This is a genomic window from Salegentibacter sediminis (genome assembly GCF_002078605.1).
Taxonomy (GTDB): domain Bacteria; phylum Bacteroidota; class Bacteroidia; order Flavobacteriales; family Flavobacteriaceae; genus Salegentibacter; species Salegentibacter sediminis.
The window spans coordinates 162,734-184,977 of sequence record NZ_MSJR01000001.1 but is presented as its reverse complement, the minus strand read 5'-3'; the positions used below and the strand labels follow the sequence as shown (position 1 = coordinate 184,977).

24 protein-coding genes are annotated in these 22,244 nt (G+C 41.1%); 8 read left to right on the top strand and 16 right to left on the bottom strand.

The window, feature by feature from the left end; all coding sequences use genetic code 11:
• Window positions 1-105: 105 nt before the first annotated feature.
• Window positions 106-861 (top strand): UDP-2,3-diacylglucosamine diphosphatase, encoded by a 756-nt coding sequence (locus BUW93_RS00875; RefSeq protein WP_081208274.1) that lies wholly within the window; start codon window positions 106-108, stop codon window positions 859-861.
• Window positions 862-866: 5 nt separating this feature from the next.
• On the opposite strand, the gene BUW93_RS00870 is transcribed toward BUW93_RS00875, so the two are convergent.
• From BUW93_RS00870 to BUW93_RS00850, 5 genes are all read right to left on the bottom strand, one after another.
• Window positions 867-1,127, bottom strand: a complete 261-nt coding sequence (locus BUW93_RS00870; RefSeq protein ID WP_081208272.1) for a Txe/YoeB family addiction module toxin — start codon at window positions 1,125-1,127, stop codon at window positions 867-869.
• Window positions 1,127-1,375, bottom strand: a complete 249-nt coding sequence (locus BUW93_RS00865; protein ID WP_081208271.1) for a type II toxin-antitoxin system Phd/YefM family antitoxin — start codon at window positions 1,373-1,375, stop codon at window positions 1,127-1,129. The genes BUW93_RS00870 and BUW93_RS00865 overlap by 1 nt, the downstream gene beginning before the upstream one ends.
• A gap of 125 nt (window positions 1,376-1,500) precedes the next feature.
• Complete coding sequence (gene recJ, locus BUW93_RS00860; RefSeq protein ID WP_081208270.1) at window positions 1,501-3,195, bottom strand: single-stranded-DNA-specific exonuclease RecJ; 1,695 nt, start codon at window positions 3,193-3,195, stop codon at window positions 1,501-1,503.
• A gap of 120 nt (window positions 3,196-3,315) precedes the next feature.
• The gene (rsmI, locus tag BUW93_RS00855) at window positions 3,316-3,987 is read right to left on the bottom strand and encodes a 16S rRNA (cytidine(1402)-2'-O)-methyltransferase (protein ID WP_081208269.1); all 672 of its coding nucleotides are present in this window, start codon (window positions 3,985-3,987) and stop codon (window positions 3,316-3,318) included.
• A 12-nt stretch (window positions 3,988-3,999) separates the two neighbouring features.
• Window positions 4,000-4,809, bottom strand: coding sequence for a hypothetical protein (locus tag BUW93_RS00850; protein WP_081209478.1), 810 nt, complete (start codon window positions 4,807-4,809; stop codon window positions 4,000-4,002).
• 191 nt (window positions 4,810-5,000) lie between these two features.
• Here BUW93_RS00850 and BUW93_RS00845 point away from each other — a divergent pair, with 191 nt between their 5' ends.
• The 6 genes from BUW93_RS00845 (at window position 5,001) to BUW93_RS00820 (ending at window position 11,924) form a co-directional block, all read left to right on the top strand.
• Window positions 5,001-5,648: a thymidine kinase gene (locus tag BUW93_RS00845; protein ID WP_081208267.1), complete on the top strand. Its 648-nt coding sequence runs from the start codon at window positions 5,001-5,003 to the stop codon at window positions 5,646-5,648.
• Window positions 5,641-6,747 carry an alanine racemase gene (gene alr / locus BUW93_RS00840; RefSeq protein ID WP_081208265.1) on the top strand — a complete coding sequence of 369 codons (1,107 nt, stop codon included), beginning with the start codon at window positions 5,641-5,643 and terminating at the stop codon, window positions 6,745-6,747. The genes BUW93_RS00845 and alr overlap by 8 nt, the downstream gene beginning before the upstream one ends.
• Before the next feature lie 75 nt (window positions 6,748-6,822).
• Entirely contained in the window at window positions 6,823-7,257 is a 435-nt protein-coding gene (gene mscL, locus BUW93_RS00835; protein WP_081208263.1) for a large-conductance mechanosensitive channel protein MscL, read from the top strand.
• A 241-nt stretch (window positions 7,258-7,498) separates the two neighbouring features.
• Complete coding sequence (locus BUW93_RS00830) at window positions 7,499-8,488, top strand: aspartate-semialdehyde dehydrogenase (RefSeq protein WP_081209477.1); 990 nt, start codon at window positions 7,499-7,501, stop codon at window positions 8,486-8,488.
• Between the two features lie 90 nt (window positions 8,489-8,578).
• Complete coding sequence (locus tag BUW93_RS00825; protein WP_081208261.1) at window positions 8,579-10,732, top strand: prolyl oligopeptidase family serine peptidase; 2,154 nt, start codon at window positions 8,579-8,581, stop codon at window positions 10,730-10,732.
• 226 nt (window positions 10,733-10,958) lie between these two features.
• A complete protein-coding gene (locus BUW93_RS00820; protein WP_081208259.1) occupies window positions 10,959-11,924 on the top strand; it encodes an ABC transporter ATP-binding protein in 966 nt (321 codons plus the stop codon).
• Here BUW93_RS00820 and BUW93_RS00815 read toward each other — a convergent pair whose 3' ends face one another.
• From BUW93_RS00815 to pdxA, 9 genes are all read right to left on the bottom strand, one after another.
• Entirely contained in the window at window positions 11,925-12,374 is a 450-nt protein-coding gene (locus BUW93_RS00815; RefSeq protein WP_232778294.1) for a transcription elongation factor, read from the bottom strand.
• Window positions 12,371-13,054, bottom strand: coding sequence for a monofunctional biosynthetic peptidoglycan transglycosylase (mtgA, locus tag BUW93_RS00810; protein WP_081208257.1), 684 nt, complete (start codon window positions 13,052-13,054; stop codon window positions 12,371-12,373). The genes BUW93_RS00815 and mtgA overlap by 4 nt, the downstream gene beginning before the upstream one ends.
• Complete coding sequence (locus BUW93_RS00805) at window positions 13,051-14,166, bottom strand: NAD(P)/FAD-dependent oxidoreductase (protein WP_081209475.1); 1,116 nt, start codon at window positions 14,164-14,166, stop codon at window positions 13,051-13,053. Before BUW93_RS00805 ends, mtgA begins: the two co-directional genes overlap by 4 nt.
• 155 nt (window positions 14,167-14,321) lie before the next feature.
• Window positions 14,322-15,671: an acetyl-CoA carboxylase biotin carboxylase subunit gene (gene accC / locus BUW93_RS00800; RefSeq protein WP_081208255.1), complete on the bottom strand. Its 1,350-nt coding sequence runs from the start codon at window positions 15,669-15,671 to the stop codon at window positions 14,322-14,324.
• Window positions 15,672-15,725: 54 nt separating this feature from the next.
• The gene (gene accB / locus BUW93_RS00795) at window positions 15,726-16,229 is read right to left on the bottom strand and encodes an acetyl-CoA carboxylase biotin carboxyl carrier protein (RefSeq protein ID WP_081208254.1); all 504 of its coding nucleotides are present in this window, start codon (window positions 16,227-16,229) and stop codon (window positions 15,726-15,728) included.
• Between the two features lie 21 nt (window positions 16,230-16,250).
• Window positions 16,251-17,246, bottom strand: coding sequence for a beta-ketoacyl-ACP synthase III (locus BUW93_RS00790; RefSeq protein ID WP_081208253.1), 996 nt, complete (start codon window positions 17,244-17,246; stop codon window positions 16,251-16,253).
• Between the two features lie 173 nt (window positions 17,247-17,419).
• A complete protein-coding gene (rpmF, locus tag BUW93_RS00785; RefSeq protein ID WP_081208252.1) occupies window positions 17,420-17,617 on the bottom strand; it encodes a 50S ribosomal protein L32 in 198 nt (65 codons plus the stop codon).
• Window positions 17,618-17,626: 9 nt separating this feature from the next.
• Entirely contained in the window at window positions 17,627-18,160 is a 534-nt protein-coding gene (locus BUW93_RS00780) for a YceD family protein (protein ID WP_081208251.1), read from the bottom strand.
• Between the two features lie 97 nt (window positions 18,161-18,257).
• Window positions 18,258-19,304 (bottom strand): 4-hydroxythreonine-4-phosphate dehydrogenase PdxA, encoded by a 1,047-nt coding sequence (gene pdxA, locus BUW93_RS00775; protein WP_081208250.1) that lies wholly within the window; start codon window positions 19,302-19,304, stop codon window positions 18,258-18,260.
• A gap of 59 nt (window positions 19,305-19,363) precedes the next feature.
• Between pdxA and BUW93_RS00770 the strand changes: the two genes are divergently transcribed.
• On the top strand, window positions 19,364-19,957 hold the full coding sequence (locus tag BUW93_RS00770) for a riboflavin synthase (protein WP_081208249.1): 594 nt from the start codon (window positions 19,364-19,366) through the stop codon (window positions 19,955-19,957).
• Here the strand turns inward: BUW93_RS00770 and BUW93_RS00765 are convergent.
• Together BUW93_RS00765 and pckA are read right to left on the bottom strand one after the other, a co-directional pair.
• Window positions 19,935-20,222 carry a hypothetical protein gene (locus tag BUW93_RS00765; protein ID WP_081208247.1) on the bottom strand — a complete coding sequence of 96 codons (288 nt, stop codon included), beginning with the start codon at window positions 20,220-20,222 and terminating at the stop codon, window positions 19,935-19,937. The genes BUW93_RS00770 and BUW93_RS00765 overlap by 23 nt on opposite strands.
• A gap of 385 nt (window positions 20,223-20,607) precedes the next feature.
• Complete coding sequence (gene pckA, locus BUW93_RS00760) at window positions 20,608-22,242, bottom strand: phosphoenolpyruvate carboxykinase (ATP) (protein ID WP_081209473.1); 1,635 nt, start codon at window positions 22,240-22,242, stop codon at window positions 20,608-20,610.
• Window positions 22,243-22,244: the final 2 nt, after the last annotated feature.

Sequence of the window (22,244 nt, the reverse complement as noted above, 5' to 3'; positions counted from 1 at the left end):
GGCTAACTTAAATTATTTCAAGTTTTATTTCAGACCTCACAGGAATTGCAAACCTGTAAGGTCTTCTGGCAAAATATTTATATTTACAATTCAGAAAACGATTAAATGACCATTCCTGAAGGCAAAAAAATCTATTTTTCAAGCGACAATCATTTAGGCGCACCCACCGCTTCCCAAAGCAGGCCCCGGGAAGTACGCTTCGTAAAATGGTTGGAAGAAATTAAAGATGATGCTGCCGCAATCTTTCTTTTAGGCGATCTTTTCGATTTTTGGTTTGAATATAAACATGCGGTTCCAAAAGGATTTGTAAGGGTTTTAGGAAAATTAGCCGAAATAAAGGACAGTGGTATTCCTGTGTATTTCTTTGTGGGAAACCACGATTTGTGGATGAGAGATTATTTTGAGGAGGAATTGAATATTCCGGTCTACCATAAACCAAAGGAATTTAAATTCAACAATAAAAGCTTTCTTATTGGCCACGGAGACGGACTTGGGCCCGGTGATCACGGATATAAACGAATGAAGAAGGTGTTCACCAATCCTTTTTCTAAATGGTTGTATCGCTGGCTCCACCCCGATTTAGGAATTCCCCTGGCCCAGTATTTTTCAGTAAAAAACAAGATGATTTCGGGCGTAGAAGATCAGAAATTTTTAGGAGAAGAGGGAGAGTGGCTTATTCAGTACTGCCGCAAAAAGCTTGAAGAAAAACACTACGATTACTTTATTTTTGGGCACCGGCATTTGCCTCTTGATATTCAACTGGATGAAAACTCCAGGTATATTAACACCGGCGATTGGATCTCGCATTATACTTACGCTGTTTTTGATGGGGAGAAAACTTCTTTGAAGAAATTAGATTAGAAATTTTATTTGCCATAATGATAACGACAGGCGGCAATTAATAACTTTTCTTTCTCAAATTTATATACCAGGCGGTGTTCAGAGGTAATTCGTCTTGACCAAAAACCTTGTAAATCTCCTTTTAAAGCTTCTGGTTTACCAATTCCATCATACGGGGTTCGGAGACAACTTTTTACCAAGGTATTGATTCGTTTAAGAATCTTTTTATCAACTTTCTGCCAGTACAAATAATCTTCCCATGCAGTGGAAGACCAAACCAACTGCATTACTCAATAAGGTCTTTGCGAACCACAGAACCATTTTCTAATTCCTGGATAGATTTTAATAAAACCTCCCTGTTCTTTCCTGTGAGTAAGTAAGTGGTTTCTTTTAATGAATTATATTCATCCAAAGATATCAAAACAAGATCTTTACCTCCTTTGCGTTTAATGATAACATCACTTACATCATTAATTACTTTGTCAAACCAATACTTAAGATTTGAACGGAAATTACTATAATTAACTGTTTCCATTTTACAAAAATACACAAGAGTACTTAAAAAAGTACTCCTTATTTACAGTTTAACAACTTAATAATTTTACCCAGAGGCATTTAAATAAGTAAGCTAATACCAATGACTTTTAATAAAAGTGGTTTTTATTCAGAAATATCTTTCAGTTTTAATTGAAGCGAAACATTTCCATTCCATTCATTCTCATCCAGACTATAAACCGCTTTAAATTTCTTTCGCTCTTTAATCAATTCAACTTTGTCACCCAGGTTAAAACCGATCATATCAAAAGTTGGTCCTGCCGGCAATTGAGTTACCGTGCATTTTAAATGGGCGTCTTCTGCCCCCACACATTTCCCATAACCGGTATCGATAAGTTCTCTGCTCATAAACACCGGACTCATATTCCCGGGTCCGAACGGCGCGAATTGCTTGAGAATCCTGTAAAACTTAGGCGTGATATCGCTTAATTTTAATTCAGCATCAATACTTATTTCGGGGGTTAGCAAATGTTTTTCTATACTATCGGAGACGACTTCCTCAAACTTGCGTTTAAAATTATCATATTCTGCATGGTCCAGGGTTAGCCCGGCTGCATATTTATGCCCTCCAAACTGTTCTATATGATCCTGGCAGGCTTCCAGGGCATTATATACATCAAAACCTTTCACCGAACGCGCCGAAGCGGCAAGCTTCTCTCCACTTTTGGTAAAAACCAGGGTGGGACGATAATAGGTTTCAGTTAACCTCGAAGCTACTATACCTATCACTCCTTTATGCCAGTTTTCGTCATAAACCACGGTGGTATAGCGTTCCTGCTCTTTTAATTCTTCTATCTGGGCAAGAGCTTCTACGGTAATCGTTTTGTCGGCATCTTTCCTGTCGGCATTAAATTTTTCTATTTCTGCTGCGAATTCAAGGGCGGTAGCTTCATCTTCTTCGGTAAGCAAATTCACAGCGTGCAACCCGTGTTTCATTCTTCCGGCAGCATTAATTCGTGGGGCCAGGATAAAAACCACATCACTTATACTGATCTTCTTCTTTTTTACCTGATCTAAAATTGACTTGAAACCAATGCGGGGTGCTATATTTATCACCCTTAGCCCGTGAAAAGCCAATATCCGGTTTTCACCGGTGATTGGGACGATATCTGCTCCAATGGCGGTGGCAACCAGATCGAGATATGGCAATAACACATCTATAGAAGCTCCTCTTTCCAAAGCCAGGGCCTGAATAAGCTTGAAACCCACGCCACATCCGCACAATTCTTTATAGGGATATTCGCAATCTTCCCTTTTCGGGTCTAAAACAGCAACAGCTTTAGGTATTTCAGCACCGGGACGGTGATGATCACAAATGATAAAATCGATGCCTTTTTCCGCTGCATAGGCGACTTTATCACTAGCTTTAATTCCGCAATCCAGGGCGATTATAAGTGAAATATCGTTATCGGCCGCGAAATCTATACCCTCATAAGAGATCCCATAGCCTTCGCCATACCTGTCCGGGATATAATTGGCAATATTGGGGGTAAGGGTTTTAAGGTAGGAGGACATTAAAGCTACGCTGGTTGTACCATCCACATCATAATCGCCGTAAACCATTATATTTTCTTCGGAAGCGATTGCCTGCTGAATTCGGTTAACCGCCACCTCCATATCTTTCATTAGGTAGGGATCGTGCAAATCGTCCAGGCTGGGCCTGAAAAACTTTTTCGCTGCCTCAAAAGTGTCTATACCCCGTTGTACCAGGAGAGATGCTATTGGTTTATCTACCCCCAGTTGCAAGGAAAGAAGAGAAACGGTTTCAGGATCGGGTTTAGGTTTAAGCGTCCAGCGCATATGCTTGAAAATTTTTTCAAAAATGATATTGTGAGCCTAAGTTTTGGGAAAGAACCTGATTTCTTCAGGAAGGAAGCAATATAAAATATTTTTTCTCAATTCTATTCTGAATAAAAAACTTTATGGTTTTCCCCCAACCACGATCACTATTTCTCCTTTGGGTGGCTTTTGTGAATAGTATTGAATCACTTCGGAAACAGTCCCGCGAATTGTCTCTTCGTGAAGCTTAGTGATCTCCCTGGAAACGGAGACCGGCCGTTCTGCACCAAAATAATCAGCAAAATGTTGAAGGGTTTTTAGTAGTTTATGTGGAGATTCATAAAAAATCATCGTTCTGGGTTCTTCAGCTAGCAATTTTAGCCTTGTCTGCCGGCCTTTTTTCACCGGAAGAAAACCTTCAAAAATAAATTTATCGTTGGGAAAACCACTATTCACCAAAGCCGGAACAAATGCCGTAGCACCTGGCAAACAGTCTACCTCAACGCCGGCTTGCACGCAGGCACGGGTTAATAAAAAACCAGGATCTGAAATAGCCGGAGTACCTGCATCACTTATTAGTGCTATAGTTTCCCCGTTTTTTATGCGCTGCACAATTCCCTCTACCGTCTTATGTTCATTATGCATATGATGGCTCTGCATAGGTGTTTTGATCTCAAAATGTTTCAGGAGTTTCCCACTGTTTCGGGTGTCTTCAGCAAGAATGAGGTCTACTTCCTTCAATATACGCACCGCCCTGAAGGTGATATCCTCCAGATTACCTATTGGGGTAGGCACCAAATAAAGTTTTCCCATAAATTAAGCCGGCTACTGTCTGTATTTATTTTCGATCTTTTCCATGAACTTTTCCTCATAAACTTCCTTCCCATCCCAATACTTATAATCGGGCTTCACAATTTTTTCGATAAATTTTCTGGCTTCGCCGGGATCATCAATGGTATTTAACTGGGAGAGCACCCTATTATAATCGGCAGTGTTGCCGTCAAAGAGGTGTTTAATAAAAGAGAGCCTTTCGTTAAGACCGATATTAATTCCCTTTTTCAACCTGTCATTCACAGACTTTGGTCGGTTATCTTTTTGCTTGCTGTTAAGGGGTTCAAAATTTGGAAGGTTATCATAATCAACTCCTATATCTCTAAAATCCTTCTTCGGCTCTGGCGTCTCCTTCTCAGAAACCGGCACACTCCTCTGCTCAGGTTGTTTTGGGGGTGCGGGCTGTGTGGTATCAGGTGTTTTTTGAGGTCTTTCTCTCTGTCCAAAAAGTTCATCTACCTTTTCTGTTTCTGGTGGCATTTGCGCCACAATATCCTTAATTTTTTCGGTATTGGGTTCGGTTATGGCATCGGCGTCCTCACGGTATTCGGTTCCGTCGGGGGCGTAATCATCAGGTTCAGATTTTGCGGGTTCCTTTATATTTTTCGGTTTTTCTATACTCAGGGTTTCTGTAGCTTCGGGAGCTTCAAATGCCTGGAGATTATGCTCGGTAAAATTCAGTATAGAAAGTTGTTCATAAAGGGTCGCCGCTTTTAGCTTAAGCGCTTTAGTATCGAGATTTTCTTTTTCAGAAATTATTTCTTCAGCGAGTTTTACCAACTCTTTCTTAAGTCTGTTTTTCATTTTCATACAATTTTTATGAACCCTACATTTTTAAGCCTAAAAGGATTTTAAACTATATCCCTCAAAAAAGATGCCCATCCCGGCATTAATAACTTTAGAAATTAGCATCGGGCAATGGCTTGTATTTTTAATAAATTTGTTCCACCTTTATCGAAAAGGGCTAGTTCCTGTTTCGATTTGAAAATTACAAAATGTTTCTCGAAAATACAGTAAATCACGAAGAGCAATTTGGCTGGATTGAGGTTATTTGCGGTAGCATGTTCTCGGGCAAGACCGAAGAACTTATCCGCCGACTCAAGCGGGCACAGTTTGCACGGCAAAAAGTAGAGATCTTTAAACCTGCCATAGACAAGCGTTACGACGAAGAGATGGTGGTCTCTCATGATGCCAATGAAATTCGCTCAACCCCGGTGCCTTCAGCATCCAATATTCCTATCCTTGCCGATGGTTGTGATGTTATTGGCATAGATGAAGCCCAATTTTTTGATGATGAGATCGTAAGCGTTTGTAATGACCTTGCCAACCGTGGAATTCGGGTTATTGTTGCCGGTTTGGATATGGATTTTAAAGGAAATCCTTTTGGCCCCATGCCATTTTTAATGGCTACTGCAGAATATGTCACTAAAGTACATGCCGTGTGTACCCGAACGGGGAATCTCGCCCAGTTTAGTTACCGAAAAGCGGTTAACGACGAGCTTGTCTTCCTTGGAGAAACTGAAGAGTATGAACCTTTAAGCCGGGCCGCATATTACAAGGCCATGCTTAGGGAGCGAGTTAAAAAGCTGGATGTAAAAGACGAAGAGGAACTGGATCCCAACCCAAAAGAAAAAAATGCCTGAAGCCCGCGAAACCCAGCTGGAAATAGATCTTGAAGCTTTAGCCCATAACTACAGGTTCATTAGATCTAAAATTTCTCCGGAAGTAAAATTTATGTCGGTGATCAAGGCTTATGCCTACGGCCATGACTCTGTAGAGATCGCCAAAAAGCTGGAAGAACTCGGCACCGATTATTTTGCGGTAGCTTATACTGTGGAAGGAGTTAGGTTGCGAAAGGCCGGAATTAGCAAACCTATTTTAATCCTTCACCCACAGCCGGTAAATTACCCTGAAATCATAGAAAATTGCCTGGAACCTAATTTGTACAGTGCAAGGACTCTTCAGCTTTTTATAGAGCTTGCCGAAAAGCAGAATCAGAAAAACTATCCTGTTCACATTAAATTCAATACAGGAATGAACCGTCTGGGTTTTACAGAGAAAAATTTTGAAGAAATTCCTTCAAAGTTAAAAATCACCGGAGCCGTCAAAGTTGCTTCGGCTTTTTCTCATCTCGCAGCCAGTGAAGACTGGCAGGAAAGGGACTTTACTTTACATCAGATTAATCGCTTTCAGAAATTAGCCGAAATGCTTTTAGACCACCTGGATTATCGTCCCGTATTTCATATTTGTAACACCTCTGCGATCTTTAATTATCCCGAAGCCGGTTTCGATATGGTTAGGAGTGGCCTGGGATTATACGGTTTTTCGAATGATGCGAACCTGGATAAAAAACTGAAACCAGTGGGCACCCTTAAAACAGTAATCTCACAAATTCAGGATTTAGAAGAAGGAGATACGGTGGGTTACAGTCGTGCTTTTAAAGCTAAAAAATCTTCAAGAACAGCCACGCTTCCCATTGGCCATGCCGATGGTATTAAACGCATTTACGGTCACGGAAAAGCCGGGGTCTTTGTAAATGGTAAATATGCGCCGATAGTGGGAAACGTATGTATGGATATTATTATGATAGATGTAACTAACATTGCCTGCAAAGAAGGCGACGAGGTAATTGTTTTTGGCGGGCCCCAGCATGTAACCAAATTCGCCAGCGCTGGAGCGACCATTTCCTACGAACTCATTACCGGGATTTCCCAACGGGTGAAACGGGTAATTCTTCAGTAACTTTAAATTCACATTAAATCATCTTCAATTTTTATGTAAATTGCTTTAGTTATAACTAATTCAATCAAGTTTAATATGAGTTTCATTAAAGATTTTAAGGCTTTTATGCTGAAAGGCGATATTATAGCCCTGGCTACAGCGGTAGTAATCGGTGCAGCCTTTAACAAAATTGTTGCTTCGGTTGTTGCCGATGTGATTATGCCCATCATTGGTTTAATAACCGGAGGCACAGATTTTAGCCAAAAATTTATAGCTTTAGATGGAGGTTCGTACGAAAGCCTGGAAGCTGCGAAGGAAGTGGAAGCGGCAGTAATTACCTACGGCAATCTAATAGATACTGTAATTCACTTTATAATCGTTGCTTTTTTCATATTTTTGGTGCTACGGGCTTATGAAAAAACAAAAAAGGAAAAAGAAGCACCAAAACTGGTGGAACCCAAAGGCCCCAGTCAGGAAGAGTTACTAACTGAGATTAGAGACGAACTTAAAAAACAGAACAATACTCCATAAGGAGATACAATACGAGCACCGCTATACTGCTCATTTTTAAATAAATCGTAATTTAACCAAACCCCACAGGAAACTGTGGGGTCTTTTTTTAACCAAAAAGGGGAATTGGTTCAAAAACTATAATTCTTACCATTTTTAAGACCGGAGACTGGGTAAGTTAAACCTCGTACAATAAATTTGCGGCTTGTTTAAAAACATTTAAATGTTTTCCGTCTTCACGGAAATGACTAAAATATTTATTATGAGAATAGCAGTGGTAGGCGCTACCGGAATGGTAGGCCAGGTAATGTTACAGGTTTTAGCAGAAAGAAATTTCCCGGTAACCGAATTATATCCGGTGGCATCAGAACGATCTATTGGGAAAAAGATCGAATTTCAGGGGAAAGATTACGAGGTTATTGGCTTACAGGAGGCGGTAGATATTAAGCCCGATATCGCTTTGTTCTCTGCCGGGGGAGAAACTTCTCTGGAATGGGCTCCAAAATTTGCCGAAAATGGGACGACCGTAGTAGACAATTCTTCGGCCTGGAGAATGGATGAAACCAAAAAACTGGTAATTCCCGAAATAAACGCTTCGGAATTAACGAAAGAAGACAAGATTATCGCCAATCCTAACTGCTCTACCATCCAGCTACTTATGGCTTTAAAACCGCTGCATGATGCTTTCAAAATTAAACGGGTAATTGTTTCTACCTACCAGTCAATCACCGGAACAGGCGTAAAGGCTGTAGAGCAACTGGAAAATGAATACAGAGATGAAAAAGGCGAAATGGCCTATCCTTATCCTATTCATAAAAACGCCTTACCCCATTGCGACGTGTTTGAGGAAAACGGATACACCAAAGAGGAGATGAAACTCACTAAAGAAACCAAGAAGATCCTGGGAGACGATTCGGTATTGGTTAGCGCTACCGCGATTAGGATCCCGGTAGTGGGCGGGCATTCAGAATCTGTGAATATTGAATTTGAGAATGACTTTGATGAGGCTGAAGTTAGAAAAATCCTGAGTGAGTTTCCAGGCGTAAGCGTACAGGACAACCCTGTTACCAACACCTATCCTATGCCAATTTATGCTGAAGGGAAAGACGATGTTTTTGTAGGAAGAATTCGCAGGGACTATTCCCAGCCTAAAAGTTTAAATATGTGGGTGGTTGCCGACAACCTTAGAAAAGGTGCCGCTACAAATACCATCCAGATAGCTGAATATTTGATCGCAAATAAATTGGTTTAAGCCATAGCTTCCGTTCAACAATAAAATGCCTGTAAAATTGTAACTTACAGGCATTTTTTAGTACTAACTTTATGCATCAAAACATAATTTATGAAAAAAACATTCTCCGGAATTTTTGCACTCGCCGTCCTGGCTTCCTGCACCGATTCTAAAACCGAAAACGAAATCAGTTTGAATTATCCTGAAACTAAAAAAGTAGATACGGTAACAAATTATTTTGGCACCGAAGTAAAAGATCCTTATCGCTGGCTGGAGGACGACCGCAGCGAAGAAACCGAAGAATGGGTGAAAGCCCAAAATGAAGTAACATTCGGTTATCTTAAAAAAATTCCATTTCGGAAAGACCTCGAAGAAAGACTTACAGAAATCTGGAATTATGAGAAAATAAGCGCCCCTAGAAAAGAAGGCGATTATATTTATTTCTCGAAAAACGATGGGCTACAGAATCAATACGTGGTTTACCGTAAAAAGAAAGAAGATGGGGAGGCTGAGATCTTTTTAGACCCTAATAAATTCAGTAAAGATGGCACAACTTCGCTTGCTGGGCTAAGTTTTTCAGAGAATGGTAAAAAAGCCGCCTATGCCATTTCTGAAGGTGGAAGCGACTGGAGAAAAATTATTATTATAGATACTGAAAACAAAGAAGTTGTAGAAGACACCTTGAGAGATGTAAAATTCAGCGGGATCTCCTGGAAAGAAAACGATGGTTTCTATTATTCCAGTTATGAAAAACCCGAGGGTAGTGAGCTTTCCGCAAAAACCGATCAGCACCGACTATTTTACCATAAATTAGGAACTTCTCAGGAAGAAGACAAAGTGATCTTTGGTGATACTGAAGAACAGAAACATCGGTATGTAAGAGGTAGCGTTTCAGAAGATAATCGCTATTTGTTCATTTCAGCAAATAATTCAACTTCCGGAGGAAAACTCTATATGATGGACCTTCAGCAGGATAATCCTGAACTGGTCACTATTTTAGACCACGAAGAAACCGATACCTATGTGATGGATAACGAGGGTAGCAAGCTTTTAATAGTTACAAATCTCGATGCTCCTAATAAACGAATTGTTACTGTAGACGCGGCTAATCCAACTCCTGAAAACTGGAAAGATCTTATCCCGGAAACCGAAAATGTGCTTAGTCCCTCTACCGGAGGTGGCTATATCTTTACCGAATATATGGTTGATGCTATTTCCCAGGTAAAACAATATGACTACAACGGCGAGCTGGTAAGAGAGATCGAACTTCCCGGAATAGGCTCGGCCGGTGGCTTTGGCGCCAAAAAAGAAGAGAAAGAACTTTACTATTCTTTCACCAATTACGTTACCCCGGGTACTATTTATAAATTTGATATCGAGCAGGGTACTTCTGAGGTTTATAACAAACCCGCGATCAAATTCAACCCTGAAGATTTTGAAAGCAAGCAGGTGTTCTATACTTCTAAAGATGGCACAAAAGTTCCTATGATTATCACTCACAAAAAGGGTCTTAAACTTGACGGTAAGAACCCAACAATGCTTTATGGTTATGGAGGTTTCAATATTAGTTTAACACCTTCTTTTAGTACGGCAAATGCAGTTTGGCTTGAGCAGGGCGGCATTTATGCTGTTCCAAACCTTAGAGGAGGTGGCGAATATGGAAAAGAGTGGCACGATGCCGGCATTAAACTTAAAAAACAAAACGTTTTTGACGACTTTATCGCTGCAGCGGAATACCTTATTGAAGAAAATTATACTTCCAGCGATTATCTTGCGGTAAGGGGGGCTTCAAATGGAGGTCTTCTGGTGGGAGCCACGATGACCCAAAGACCTGAGCTTATGAAAGTAGCCTTGCCCGCCGTAGGGGTTATGGATATGCTGCGGTACCACACTTTTACTGCCGGTGCAGGTTGGGCCTATGATTACGGGACTTCTGAAGATAGCGAAGAAATGTTTAAATATCTTTATGAGTATTCTCCCGTACACAATGTAAAAGAAGGAGTAGAATATCCGGCTACCCTGGTAACCACAGGAGATCATGACGACCGCGTAGTGCCTGCACATTCCTTTAAGTTTGCTGCAGAATTACAGGAGAAACAAGCCGGGGATAATCCAACTTTAATAAGAATTGAGACCAAAGCCGGTCACGGTGCTGGAAAACCAACTCAAATGATCATAGAGGAATATGCCGATGTTTTTGGGTTTACCCTTTATAATATGGGCTTTGAGGCTTTGCCAAATGCAATAGAAAAGGAAAAAGACTAATCGAAAAGCCTTATTTTATAAAAACCGCTGGCACTAATAATGCCAGCGGTTTTTATTTTCTACTAGTTTTCACCAAAAGCTCGATGAAGCTCATAAACAATAATTTTTTCCATATTTTCCTGCAGAAAACTCTATAAGCTTAATTAGTTTTACCTTCAGAAAAGATAATGAATGTAATTCCAGCGCATTTCTAATTATCATTTTCTAAACAAGAATTTAAGATGTTATGCTGAAATTAAAGAACGTTTCATTCGCTTACCTTGAAAAGCCAATATTGAAGAATGTCAACTTCAGTCTGGAAAAGGGTAAAAACCTCTCGGTAATTGGAGAAAGCGGTTGCGGGAAAAGCACTCTGCTAAAACTTATCTATGGCCTGCTGCATACCGATGGAAAAATTTTGTGGGATAATAAGGAATTACTTGGGCCTCAATTTAATATCGTGCCGGGAGAAGCTTTTATAAAATATCTAGCCCAGGATTTTGACCTGATGCCTCCCTTGACTGTTGCTGAAAATATAGGAAAACACCTCAGCAATATGTATCCGCGAAAGAAGAAACAGCGGGTTAGGGAATTAATGGAAGTGGTGGAAATGACCGAGCTTGCCAATGAAAAAGCAAAACACCTAAGCGGGGGTCAGCAACAACGGGTTGCCCTGGCCAGAGCACTGGCAAATGAACCCGAATTACTTTTGCTTGATGAACCTTTTAGCCATATCGATCATTTCAGAAAAAATAACCTGAGGCGCCAACTGTTTTCCTATCTGGCAGAAAAAAACATTACCTGTATTGTAGCCACCCACGATAGCACTGATGCACTTTCCTTTGCCGATAAGACAATAGTGTTGAAAAACGCCAAAATTCACGCTGAAGGCACACCAGAAGAACTCTACCAGAATCCACCTAATAAGTATGTGGCATCACTTTTTGGAGAAATAAACGAGATCATGCTTAAAAACCTAATCCCGGAAGAAAAGAGCCGAAAAAAAATTCTGGTGTATCCACACGAAATTAGTTTTTCAAAAAAATCAGATATAAAGGTAGAGGTAAAAGAAAATTTTTTCCGTGGGCAGCATTATTTGATAAAGGCCAGGCTAAAAGGACAGGAAATCTTTATAGAAAATCCGTCGGCCTTAAAATTAGGTACTATAACGGGAATAAATGTTTCTTCCAGGCTCATTGATGCCCGCAAATAACTATTCTACGCTTAGAATTGTGTGAGTTTGTCCATTAAGGGTGAAATCTTCCCCGGCTCTTTTATCTTTCAGGGCAATCGCCACCGGAGAATTGGCACCCACGGCATAAAATTTTCCCGAATTCGTCTTTAACTCCCCAGCCGGAATAGCGATAAAATAATTGGCTCCACTGGTTTTCACCAGGCTTCCAAAACCAACTTTTTCCTGGGCTTTGGCCGGAATAGAATTCAGAGTTTTTTTAAGTTTTCCATATTGTTCCAACTGCCCCGACAATTTTTCAAATTCAAGATGTAGCATTGCCCGGCCGGTTTCATATTTATCGCCCATAGAGCATTTGGTCTCCAGTTTAAGCGCAGCCTTCAGGTCATCAATGGCCGCATGAATTCGCTGTAAGCGTTCTTCTACATAAGAACCAGCCTCTTGTATCAATTCCTTTTTCAATTCGCTCATTCTTCTCTTTTTTCAAAACTGAATTTGCCGTAATTCTTCATTTGTTTAACTATCCAGCTCTTTCGACCTTCAATATAGTTGCTGGCAGGATTGGCCTTATACTCCCGCGGGTTAGGTAAAATTGCCGCAATAGCAGCAGCTTCAGAAGGTGTTAATTCTGAGGCGGGCTTATTAAACCAGTATTGTGCGGCCGCATTGGCCCCATATATACCGGGACCCATTTCAATGCTATTGAGATATACTTCTAAAATACGTTCCTTACTCCAAAAAGTCTCTATTAAAAAAGTAAAATAAACCTCTAAGCCCTTCCGAATCCAGTTTCTACCCGGCCACAGAAATACGTTTTTGGCGGTTTGCTGAGATATGGTACTGGCTCCTCTCACACGTTTCCCTTCCTGGTTTTCCTCTATAGCCTTTTCTATAGCTTCAAAATCGAAGCCGTTGTGACTAATAAAATTCTGATCTTCGCTGGCAATCACCCCAAGCTGTAGATGCAAGGATATTTCTTCGCGGGGAACCCAGGTATGGTGTATTTCCTCCTCTGGATTTTCCAGGTAGCGAATTCCCATAAGCGGTGTAAATTTGACGGGCAGCCAGTTAAGAAGTATAACCGTAAGAATTGAAAACAAAATAATTCCCGCGATAAATTTCCAGATCAACCTGAAGATTTTTTTCATCATTTTATAAGTTCTGAAAGTTCTTTTCCTACAAGACTGCCAATAGCAACACCCATTCCCCCTAAACGAACCCCACAATAAACGTTTTCTGAAAGCTGTTTGAGAATTGGTTTTTTCTGGCTTCCAACTCCCATTATTCCGCTCCAGCGTTTGTCGATCTCAAAACTGGTTTCCGGCAAAATGCTTGTTTTCAGAAGTTCCTCCAGGCGATCCTGAATTAGTTTGGTCTGGGCGATTTCGGTAGTTTCTTCGCCCTTAAGATCAAGGTTTCTGCCGCCGCCCAGTAAAATCCTGTTGTTTATATTTCTGAAGTAATAAAAACCTCTATCCAAATGAAAAGTCCCTTTGATCTCCAGGTCTTTAATGGGTTTTGTGATGAGCACTTGTGCCCGGGCAGGTTTCACCCCCTCAATCCCGAGCCTTGATGCAAAACCATTCGTTACGATTAAAAGTTTTTTCGCAGACAATTCCAGACGGTCTGTTTTTATCTTCACTGAATTCCCTGCTTCTGAAAAATCCTCAACACTAATATTATTAAGGATTTTGATTCCGGCCGATTGTACCTTATGCAAAAGAGCTTCCATCATTTTGCCGGTATCCAGCTGTCCTTCAAACTGGTTATAAATAAGTTTTTTCTGAATATTTCTGAAGCTAAAAATATCCTTTTCCTGGCTAAAGACCTTTTCTCCAAAAACGGGCTTCAGCATTGAATTAATACGGGACATTTCTGAAACACACTCTTCAAACAAAGCTTCGTCTTTTTTTGCAAAAAGCTCGTAGCTTCCATATTCTTTGTAACCTATCTTAGCATCTCCAAGATTTTGTCTTAGAAGTTTAAGTCCTTTTATCCGTTTTTTTACCAGGTCTACCACCTCTTTTTCAGAGTGGGTATTTAGATCGTCCAGGATCTCGGAGAGGCTCCCAAAACAAGCAAAACCCGCGTTCTTGGTACTTGCCCCATTTGGAAGGAGACCGCGTTCCAGAATGAGAACCCTGGATTTTGGAAAGCGTTTTTTGAGATCGAGGGCACAGTTGAGGCCGGTTATTCCGCTTCCAATTATGCAATAATCAATATCTGAAAACCAGGTTTGGATTTCCCAGTAAGAAAAATTCATCAGGCAGTTAATTTTCTTTGAAAATACAGAAAGTTTTGGATAAAGGCTTGCTGCCTTAAAATAATTCGGCTTCTTGATTAGTGCATTATAAAGCATAAAAAACCCCACAGCTCAAAAACTGTGGGGTCGTATCTTTAAGCAGAAAAGATTCCCGCTTATTCCTCCATAGGTTTCATTTTGAAATCTTCCATGAACTTGGTGGTATAATTTCCTTCAATATAATCGGGATGATCCATTAGCTGCCTGTGAAAAGGGATGGTGGTTTTAACACCTTCAATCACAAACTCATCAAGAGCTCTTTTCATCTTACTTATCGCTTCTTCCCTGGTTTGGGCCGTGGTGATAAGCTTGGCGATCATAGAATCGTAATTTGGCGGAATTATATATCCGCTGTAAACGTGAGTATCGATTCGTACTCCGTGGCCACCCGGGGCATGGAGATTGGTGATCTTCCCTGGGGAAGGCCTGAAGCCGTTATACGGGTCTTCAGCATTGATACGGCATTCAATAGAATGTAGCTGCGGGAAATAATTTTTCCCTGAAATAGGCACTCCCGACGCCACCAGAATTTGCTCCCTGATAAGATCGTAATCTATCACCTGTTCTGTAATAGGGTGCTCCACCTGGATACGGGTGTTCATTTCCATAAAGTAGAAATTACGGTGTTTATCCACCAAAAACTCTATAGTTCCCGCTCCTTCGTATTTTATATATTCTGCCGCTTTAACTGCAGCTTCTCCCATTTTCTTCCGAAGGCTATCGGTCATAAACGGGGAAGGGGTTTCTTCGGTTAATTTCTGATGACGGCGTTGTACCGAACAATCTCTTTCAGATAGGTGACAGGCTTTTCCACTGCTGTCGCCTACGATCTGGATCTCGATATGGCGTGGCTCTTCAATGAGTTTTTCCATATACATCCCATCGTTTCCAAAAGCAGCGCTTGATTCCTGACGAGCAGAATCCCAGGCGTTTTGTAAATCTTCTTCTTTCCAAACGGCACGCATCCCTTTACCACCACCACCGGCAGTAGCTTTCAGCATAACGGGAAAACCAATTTCTTTTGCTGTTTTAAGACAGTCTTCATAGTCTTCAAGAATACCTTCAGACCCAGGCACACAGGGTACACCCGCAGCTTTCATAGTGGCTTTGGCCGTGGCCTTATCTCCCATTTTGCTAATCATATCGGCTGAGGCGCCGATGAATTTAATGTCGTGTTCTTCACAGATCTTGGAGAACTTAGCATTTTCAGATAAAAATCCATAACCTGGATGAATAGCATCTGCATTGGTGATCTCGGCAGCAGCAATAATATTAGATATCTTAAGATAGGAAAGGTTACTCGGCGGAGGGCCAATACATACGGCCTCGTCGGCAAACCTTACGTGAAGGCTTTCAGCATCTGCAGTAGAATAAACCGCAACGGTGCTAATTCCCATTTCTTTACAGGTACGAAGGATGCGCAGTGCAATTTCGCCCCTGTTGGCAATTAATATTTTTTTAAACATACCTATTGTTTTTTTGACCCTGGGAAAACTCCCTTAGGCTAAATGGGTAGTAATTTATGATGGATCTACTAAAAATAACGGCTGATCGAACTCTACGGGAGAAGCATCGTCAACAAGGACCTTCACTATTTTTCCTGAAACTTCGCTCTCAATTTCGTTAAAGAGTTTCATCGCTTCAATAACGCACAGTACATCTCCTTCTTTAATAGAGTCTCCAACTTCTACAAAAGTTGGTTTATCGGGCGAAGGTTTGCGGTAGAAAGTTCCAATAATAGGTGACTTAATAGTAACATACTTTGAGTTGTCTTCTTCTGAAGGCTTTTTCTCTTCGGTTGCAGGTGCAGGAGCGTTCTCCTGTGCTGGAGCGGGAGCTTGTTGCTGCACCGGCATTTGTTGCGGCATTTGATTGCCCATTGGCACTTGCTGAACAATGGTGGTTTCTTTTTCGTCTGAGCCTGTTTTGATGGTGATCTTCACATCGCCCGTTTCCAGTTTCACCTCGCTGGCGCCAGACTTGGCTACAAACTTGATTAAATTCTGAATTTCTTTTAAATCCATAATGATAGGGTGTTGGTTTTTTTAAGAATTATAAGCCCATTTCAGGAAAGTGGCTCCCCAGGTGAAACCTCCTCCAAATGAAGCGAAAATAATATTATCTCCTTTTTTAAAATTTTTCTCGTAGTCGCTAAGTAACAAAGGCAAAGTAGCCGATGTAGTATTTCCATAGCGTTCAATATTCATAAGAACCTTTTCATCTTCAAGATTCATGCGATTTGCTGTTGCCCCCACAATACGCTTATTGGCCTGGTGAGCTACCAGCCAGTCAACATCGTCGTTGGTTAAGTGGTTGCGTTTCATGATTTGCTCACTAACGCCAGCCATATTGGAAACCGCAAATTTAAAAACGGTTTTTCCATCCTGCCTTACAAAATGTAGTTTTTTGGCAACGGTTTGCTCGGTAGGTGGCATTAAAGAACCACCGGCTTCTATATTTAGAGATGCACGTCCTATGGAATCACTTCTTAGGATCTCATCCTGAAGTCCGAATCCTTCGTCATTAGGTTCCATAAGAACCGCTCCGGCTCCATCCCCAAAGATAATACAGGTAGTCCTGTCGGTATAATCGATTATAGAAGACATTTTATCGGCTCCTATAACCAGTACTTTTTTGTATCGGCCAGCTTCGATATAAGCTGATGCCGTAGACATAGCATATAAAAATCCTGAACAGGCTGCCTGGAGGTCGTATCCAAAGGCGTTCACTGCCCCAATCTGTGTTGCGACGTGCACCGCAGATGCCGCCACCGGCATATCTGGAGTTGCTGTAGCGAGTATCACTACATCAATTTCAGCAGGATCCAAATTCGATTTTTCAATTAAATTTTTTGCGGCCTGGATGCCAAGGTAAGAAGTTCCTTTATCAGGATCTTTAAGGATTCGGCGCTCTTTGATGCCGGTTCTGGAAGTTATCCATTCATCATTGGTATCGACCATTTCTTCCAGCATTTTGTTGGTCAAAACGTCTTCGGGCACGTAGGCACCCACAGCGGTAATAGCAGCTGTGATCTTATTCATACACATCAAAATTAAACACCTTTCCTCACCATTTTTGGCAGAAGCCGCTAAAGAAATGTACTAAAAATTACTTTAACGGGGGTGCAAATTAAGGTCTTTTTAGGACTTATTCAACTTAAAACAAAAAACTCCCACAAGGTGAGAGTTTCTAAAATCAAGGAAGCTCTAATATATTAAGCTTCAACTTCTTCGGTGTTGTCAATCAAAACCTGACCGCGGTAGTACAGTTTACCTTCGTGCCAGTGTGCTCTGTGGTACAAATGCGCTTCGCCTGTAGTAGGATCGGTAGCAATTTTAGGTACCGAAGCTTTATAATGTGTCCTTCTTTTATCTCTTCTTGTTTTAGAGATTTTTCTCTTTGGATGTGCCATGGCTTGCTATTATTTATCGTTTAATAAGTTTTTTAATTTATCCCATCGAGGATCTGTTTGTTCCTCTTCTTTCTTCTTTTCTTTTAAGCTGAACTCGTCCAGTTTATCAAGTACTTCAGATTTCAACGTACCGTCTTCCACGCCCGGATGAACTTTCTTTAAAGGTACAGAGAGCACGACAAGTTCATAAATATACTGCTGTACATTCACCTCATATTCTCCGTGAGGCAAAATAAGCAGGTCTTCATTATCATCGTTATACTCATCGCCGAATTTAATTACCAGAAACAACTCCCCTTCTATAGGTTGGTCGTAGGGCTCGTTGGTGAGGTCGCAATTTACATTCACGGTTCCACTCACGCTAAAGCTTAGCTCCATCATTGTTGTTTTTTTCTCAAACAACAAATCTACCTTAAGCCTGGCATCATTAAATTCTTCGTACCCAAAATGTTCAAAGAACGTGTTATCTATCTCGTACTCAAACCGGTGTTTCCCCAGCTTTAACCCCACATAAGGGATTGTATACTCAGCTAGTTTCCTCATTTCATCATCAGTTTCGAGCGCCTACTCCCTCAGGATAAGGCGGGTGCAAAGATATAAAAATTAATAAATTAACGATGATTTATAAACAATTTTTTGTTTATATCTTTTTGCGTTGTTTTTTAAGCGGATTCCGGGTGAGTTCGGCGTATTCTTCACGACAATTAAAGATCTCTATTCCCTTAAAGACAGCCTCTTTAAACGAATTGATATCTGCCTCTCCTTTCCCTGCAATTTCAAAAGCGGTACCGTGATCGGGGGAGGTACGCACCTTGCTTAATCCAGCGGTATAATTCACCCCGTTTCCGAAGGAAAGGGTTTTAAAAGGGATAAGTCCCTGGTCATGATAAGAGGCGATTACCGCATCAAAATTCTTGTAATTTTTAGACCCGAAAAAGCTATCGGCAGAATATGGGCCGTAAACCAGCTCCCCTTTATCCCGCAATTTCTCCAGGGTAGGCTTCATTATTTCTTCATCTTCCTTACCTATAACTCCCTGGTCCCCACTATGGGGATTTATTCCCAGCACCGCAAGCTTTGGTTTTGATATTCTGAAATCCTGTTTCAAACTATTCTGGATTAAACTTATTTTTTTCTCAATAAGTTCAGGTGTGATGACATTGGCAATATCCTTAAGGGCTACGTGATCGGTAAAAAGTCCTACCCGAAGCTCATCGCTTATCATAAACATAAGACTTTCGCCCTGGAGCTCCTGCGCCAGATAATCGGTATGACCGGGGAAATTAAATTTATCGCTCTGTATAGAATGCTTGTTGATAGGCGCTGTAACCAATACATCTATATCGTTTGCCTTTAGTGCAGCCGTGGCTGCTTCCAGAGACTTAAATGCATACTCTCCAACTTTAGGATCTTCCTGGCCAAAATTTATATTTACGTTTTCCTTCCAAACATTTAAAACGTTAATCTTTCCGTCTATGGCTTTAGAGGGTTCATCAATACCCTGGAATTTAAGGGAGAGCCTGAAATGTTTCTTTATAAAATTCAGGGTTTTGGTATTCGCAAAAATAACCGGCGTACAAAAATCAAGCATCCGGGAGTCATCAAAGGTTTTAAGGACTATCTCGCCACCAATTCCATTGAGGTCTCCTATGCTAATTCCTAATTTTACCTTTTCAGCGTGTTTCATATCCTTCCCGGCTTTTTATTTCTATTTTTACAACACAAATGTAACCAATATTATACAACATGTTTACCGGAATCATTGAAGAAACAGGTAAGGTCACCGCACTAAACCGCGAGAATGGCAACCTGCATATAAAAGTGAAGGCTCAAATGACTTCAGAATTAAAAGTAGACCAAAGTGTAGCCCATAACGGGGTTTGCTTAACGGTAGTAAATATAGAAGGTGACGAATACACAGTAACCGCTATCCAGGAAACCCAGGAAAAATCCAATCTGGGTGATCTTAAAGTAGGTGCGCCTGTTAACCTGGAACGAGGCATGAAACTCGGTGCCCGCCTGGACGGACATATCGTGCAGGGCCATGTAGACCAAACAGCTGTTTGTAAACAGGTACTCGAAAAAGAAGGCAGCTGGGAATTCACTTTTGAGTATGACCCCACCCTGCAAAATGTCACCATAGAAAAAGGCTCTATTACCGTTAACGGAGTAAGTCTAACGGTGGTGAATTCAAAAATGAATGAATTCAGCGTAGCTATTATCCCTTATACCTTTGAGCAAACTACCTTTAAAAACCTTAAAGAAGGTGACAGGGTGAACCTGGAATTTGATGTTATTGGGAAATACGTGAAACGTCTTAATGAACTCCGCCAGGCTTAGCTACTTTTTGGCTGGTATAAATAAGGCCAATAAGCATTCCTCCTACTAGCAGATAGGGAATATAATCGTCTATAGGAAGACAAAGCCCGGGTGGTGGCGGATTAGGGAACCCGTCACTTCCATCACCTTTTGGCGCACATGGAGGACCGTGGCCCTTATTCTGGCTCATTTGAGGCTGAGGAGGACTGGTTTGTGTGAACACCTCAAGGGAAAAGAACAGCAGGAAGGCTGAAAATATTATACCGTATTTATAATTTACCCTCATAGACGTGCGTAATGTAATACATTCCCTGGAATCACAAAAAAAAGTTAATGGGGTAATGCTTTTAAAAAAACAGGAACTTGGGGATCCCGTCAACAAACCTAAAGTAAAAAGTACCTGGGTAAACCGGCTCATCTTAAAATACAAACCTTAAAGTTTTTCCTCCGCGATTAAGCTCAAACTCAACAAGAGTAAACTTACAGCTTAAGCTGCTGATTTTCAAAAAAAGTCGGTAAAATTTTTATTTAAGTCGGTGAAAGGTAATATCAAAATCATTTCTATCTTCATTGCGTTTTCCTCTCCATAGGGAGAAAAGCTTCGGATATCTCTAAATGGATATCCAAAGCTTTTAAAAATTGCTGTTTAAATAGGCATTTTTCTCCCTGATTTAAAAATGTTCTTCCAGGTGGTGGTGCTCATCAATGAGCGGGCCTCCTGCGAGGATCTGCTGGGAAGCCTCCCCTGCAAATTTTTCGAAATTCAAATGAAATGAGTGGGCCAGCTGTATTGCCTTTTGAATATAAGCTCCCTTGTTTTCCCAGGTATTTATAGGATCAAGCGTCTCTGAAGGAACCCCGGGGCACGAAACAGGCATATGAAGACCAAATATGGGATGAACTTTAAAATCCATATCATCGAGTTTCCCCTCGAGAATCGCCGAGATCATTGCACGGGTAAATTTGAGTTTAATCCTGGAGCCTATTCCATAAGGGCCGCCGCTCCAGCCGGTATTTATAAGCCAAACCTTTACATTTGCTTCTGTCATTTTTTTACTTAGCATTTCTCCATAAACAGTTGGGTGCAACGGCATAAAAGGTTCTCCAAAACAGGCAGAGAAAGAGGGCACGGGCTCATGGATGCCAGCTTCTGTTCCGGCTACCTTTGCAGTATATCCCGAAATAAAATGATAGGCAGCCTGCCCGGGAGTAAGTCTGGAAACCGGGGGAAGCACCCCAAAAGCATCACAGGTAAGGAAAAAGATATTGGTAGGATTTTCTGCAAAGGAAGCTTGCTGAATGTTTTCAATATGATCTATGGGATAGCTCACCCGGGTATTCTGGGTAATACTGCTGTCCTCAAAATCTACCTCCCTGCTGTTATTCTTAAAGATTATGTTTTCCAGCATAGCCCCGGGTTTAATCGCCCTGTAAATATCCGGTTCTTTTTCTTCATTAAGGTCTATAACTTTGGCATAGCACCCGCCTTCAAAATTAAAGATGATGTTTTGAGCAGTCCAGCCATGTTCATCATCCCCAATAAGCCTACGTGCAGGATCTGCAGAAAGGGTGGTTTTTCCGGTGCCCGAAAGTCCGAAGAATATTGCAGTATCTCCATCTTTTCCAACATTAGCCGAACAATGCATGGGCAATACATCTTTTTCGACCGGCAAAATGAGGTTAAGCGCAGAGAAAATGCCTTTTTTCATTTCACCTGTATAAGCCGATCCCCCTATTAGGGCAATTTTTCTGCTGAAGTTAAGTATGCTGAAATTTCCCTGCCTTAAACCATAGCTCTCAGGATCCTGCTCCACATAACCGGGAGCGCAAATTACCAACCAATCTTCCCTGAAATCTTCAAGCTCCTCCTCCTCGAGACGAAGAAACATGTTTTTTACAAAGAAGGCAGACCAGGAATACTCCGCAATAGTACGTACATTGAGCCGGTATTCGGGGTAAGCACCAACATAACCATCATGGACGTAGACCTCTTTTCCGCTAAGGTAAGCAGTCACTCTATCATAAAGATGATCAAAGTTCTCAGGAGAAATAGGCTTATTAACTTTGCCCCACCATACTTTGTCGTTTGTGTAATCATCTTTTACTATAAAACGATCTTGTGGGGATCGCCCTGTGAATTTCCCTGTATTAACAGCTAAGGTGCCGTTTTCTGTTTCTACACCCCAATTACTTTCTACGGTGATCCTCTGTAACTCTTCTCCGGAAAGGTTGCGGTGGGCTACAGTGTCTTTTAATCCGTAATTTTTTAAAAGCTTGGCATCGAAATTTTTGACTTGTGTTTCCATAA

Excerpts from the sequence above, each read along its gene's own strand:
- BUW93_RS00875 (WP_081208274.1), top strand. The coding sequence starts at position 106 with ATGACCATTCCTGAAGGCAAAAAAATCTATTTTTCAAGCGACAATCAT.
- BUW93_RS00870 (WP_081208272.1), bottom strand. The coding sequence starts at position 1,127 with ATGCAGTTGGTTTGGTCTTCCACTGCATGGGAAGATTATTTGTACTGG.
- BUW93_RS00865 (WP_081208271.1), bottom strand. The coding sequence starts at position 1,375 with ATGGAAACAGTTAATTATAGTAATTTCCGTTCAAATCTTAAGTATTGG.
- recJ (WP_081208270.1), bottom strand. The coding sequence starts at position 3,195 with ATGCGCTGGACGCTTAAACCTAAACCCGATCCTGAAACCGTTTCTCTT.
- rsmI (WP_081208269.1), bottom strand. The coding sequence starts at position 3,987 with ATGGGAAAACTTTATTTGGTGCCTACCCCAATAGGTAATCTGGAGGAT.
- BUW93_RS00850 (WP_081209478.1), bottom strand. The coding sequence starts at position 4,809 with ATGAAAAACAGACTTAAGAAAGAGTTGGTAAAACTCGCTGAAGAAATA.
- BUW93_RS00845 (WP_081208267.1), top strand. The coding sequence starts at position 5,001 with ATGTTTCTCGAAAATACAGTAAATCACGAAGAGCAATTTGGCTGGATT.
- alr (WP_081208265.1), top strand. The coding sequence starts at position 5,641 with ATGCCTGAAGCCCGCGAAACCCAGCTGGAAATAGATCTTGAAGCTTTA.
- mscL (WP_081208263.1), top strand. The coding sequence starts at position 6,823 with ATGAGTTTCATTAAAGATTTTAAGGCTTTTATGCTGAAAGGCGATATT.
- BUW93_RS00830 (WP_081209477.1), top strand. The coding sequence starts at position 7,499 with ATGAGAATAGCAGTGGTAGGCGCTACCGGAATGGTAGGCCAGGTAATG.
- BUW93_RS00825 (WP_081208261.1), top strand. The coding sequence starts at position 8,579 with ATGAAAAAAACATTCTCCGGAATTTTTGCACTCGCCGTCCTGGCTTCC.
- BUW93_RS00820 (WP_081208259.1), top strand. The coding sequence starts at position 10,959 with ATGCTGAAATTAAAGAACGTTTCATTCGCTTACCTTGAAAAGCCAATA.
- BUW93_RS00815 (WP_232778294.1), bottom strand. The coding sequence starts at position 12,374 with ATGAGCGAATTGAAAAAGGAATTGATACAAGAGGCTGGTTCTTATGTA.
- mtgA (WP_081208257.1), bottom strand. The coding sequence starts at position 13,054 with ATGATGAAAAAAATCTTCAGGTTGATCTGGAAATTTATCGCGGGAATT.
- BUW93_RS00805 (WP_081209475.1), bottom strand. The coding sequence starts at position 14,166 with ATGAATTTTTCTTACTGGGAAATCCAAACCTGGTTTTCAGATATTGAT.
- accC (WP_081208255.1), bottom strand. The coding sequence starts at position 15,671 with ATGTTTAAAAAAATATTAATTGCCAACAGGGGCGAAATTGCACTGCGC.
- accB (WP_081208254.1), bottom strand. The coding sequence starts at position 16,229 with ATGGATTTAAAAGAAATTCAGAATTTAATCAAGTTTGTAGCCAAGTCT.
- BUW93_RS00790 (WP_081208253.1), bottom strand. The coding sequence starts at position 17,246 with ATGAATAAGATCACAGCTGCTATTACCGCTGTGGGTGCCTACGTGCCC.
- rpmF (WP_081208252.1), bottom strand. The coding sequence starts at position 17,617 with ATGGCACATCCAAAGAGAAAAATCTCTAAAACAAGAAGAGATAAAAGA.
- BUW93_RS00780 (WP_081208251.1), bottom strand. The coding sequence starts at position 18,160 with ATGAGGAAACTAGCTGAGTATACAATCCCTTATGTGGGGTTAAAGCTG.
- pdxA (WP_081208250.1), bottom strand. The coding sequence starts at position 19,304 with ATGAAACACGCTGAAAAGGTAAAATTAGGAATTAGCATAGGAGACCTC.
- BUW93_RS00770 (WP_081208249.1), top strand. The coding sequence starts at position 19,364 with ATGTTTACCGGAATCATTGAAGAAACAGGTAAGGTCACCGCACTAAAC.
- BUW93_RS00765 (WP_081208247.1), bottom strand. The coding sequence starts at position 20,222 with ATGAGGGTAAATTATAAATACGGTATAATATTTTCAGCCTTCCTGCTG.
- pckA (WP_081209473.1), bottom strand. The coding sequence starts at position 22,242 with ATGGAAACACAAGTCAAAAATTTCGATGCCAAGCTTTTAAAAAATTAC.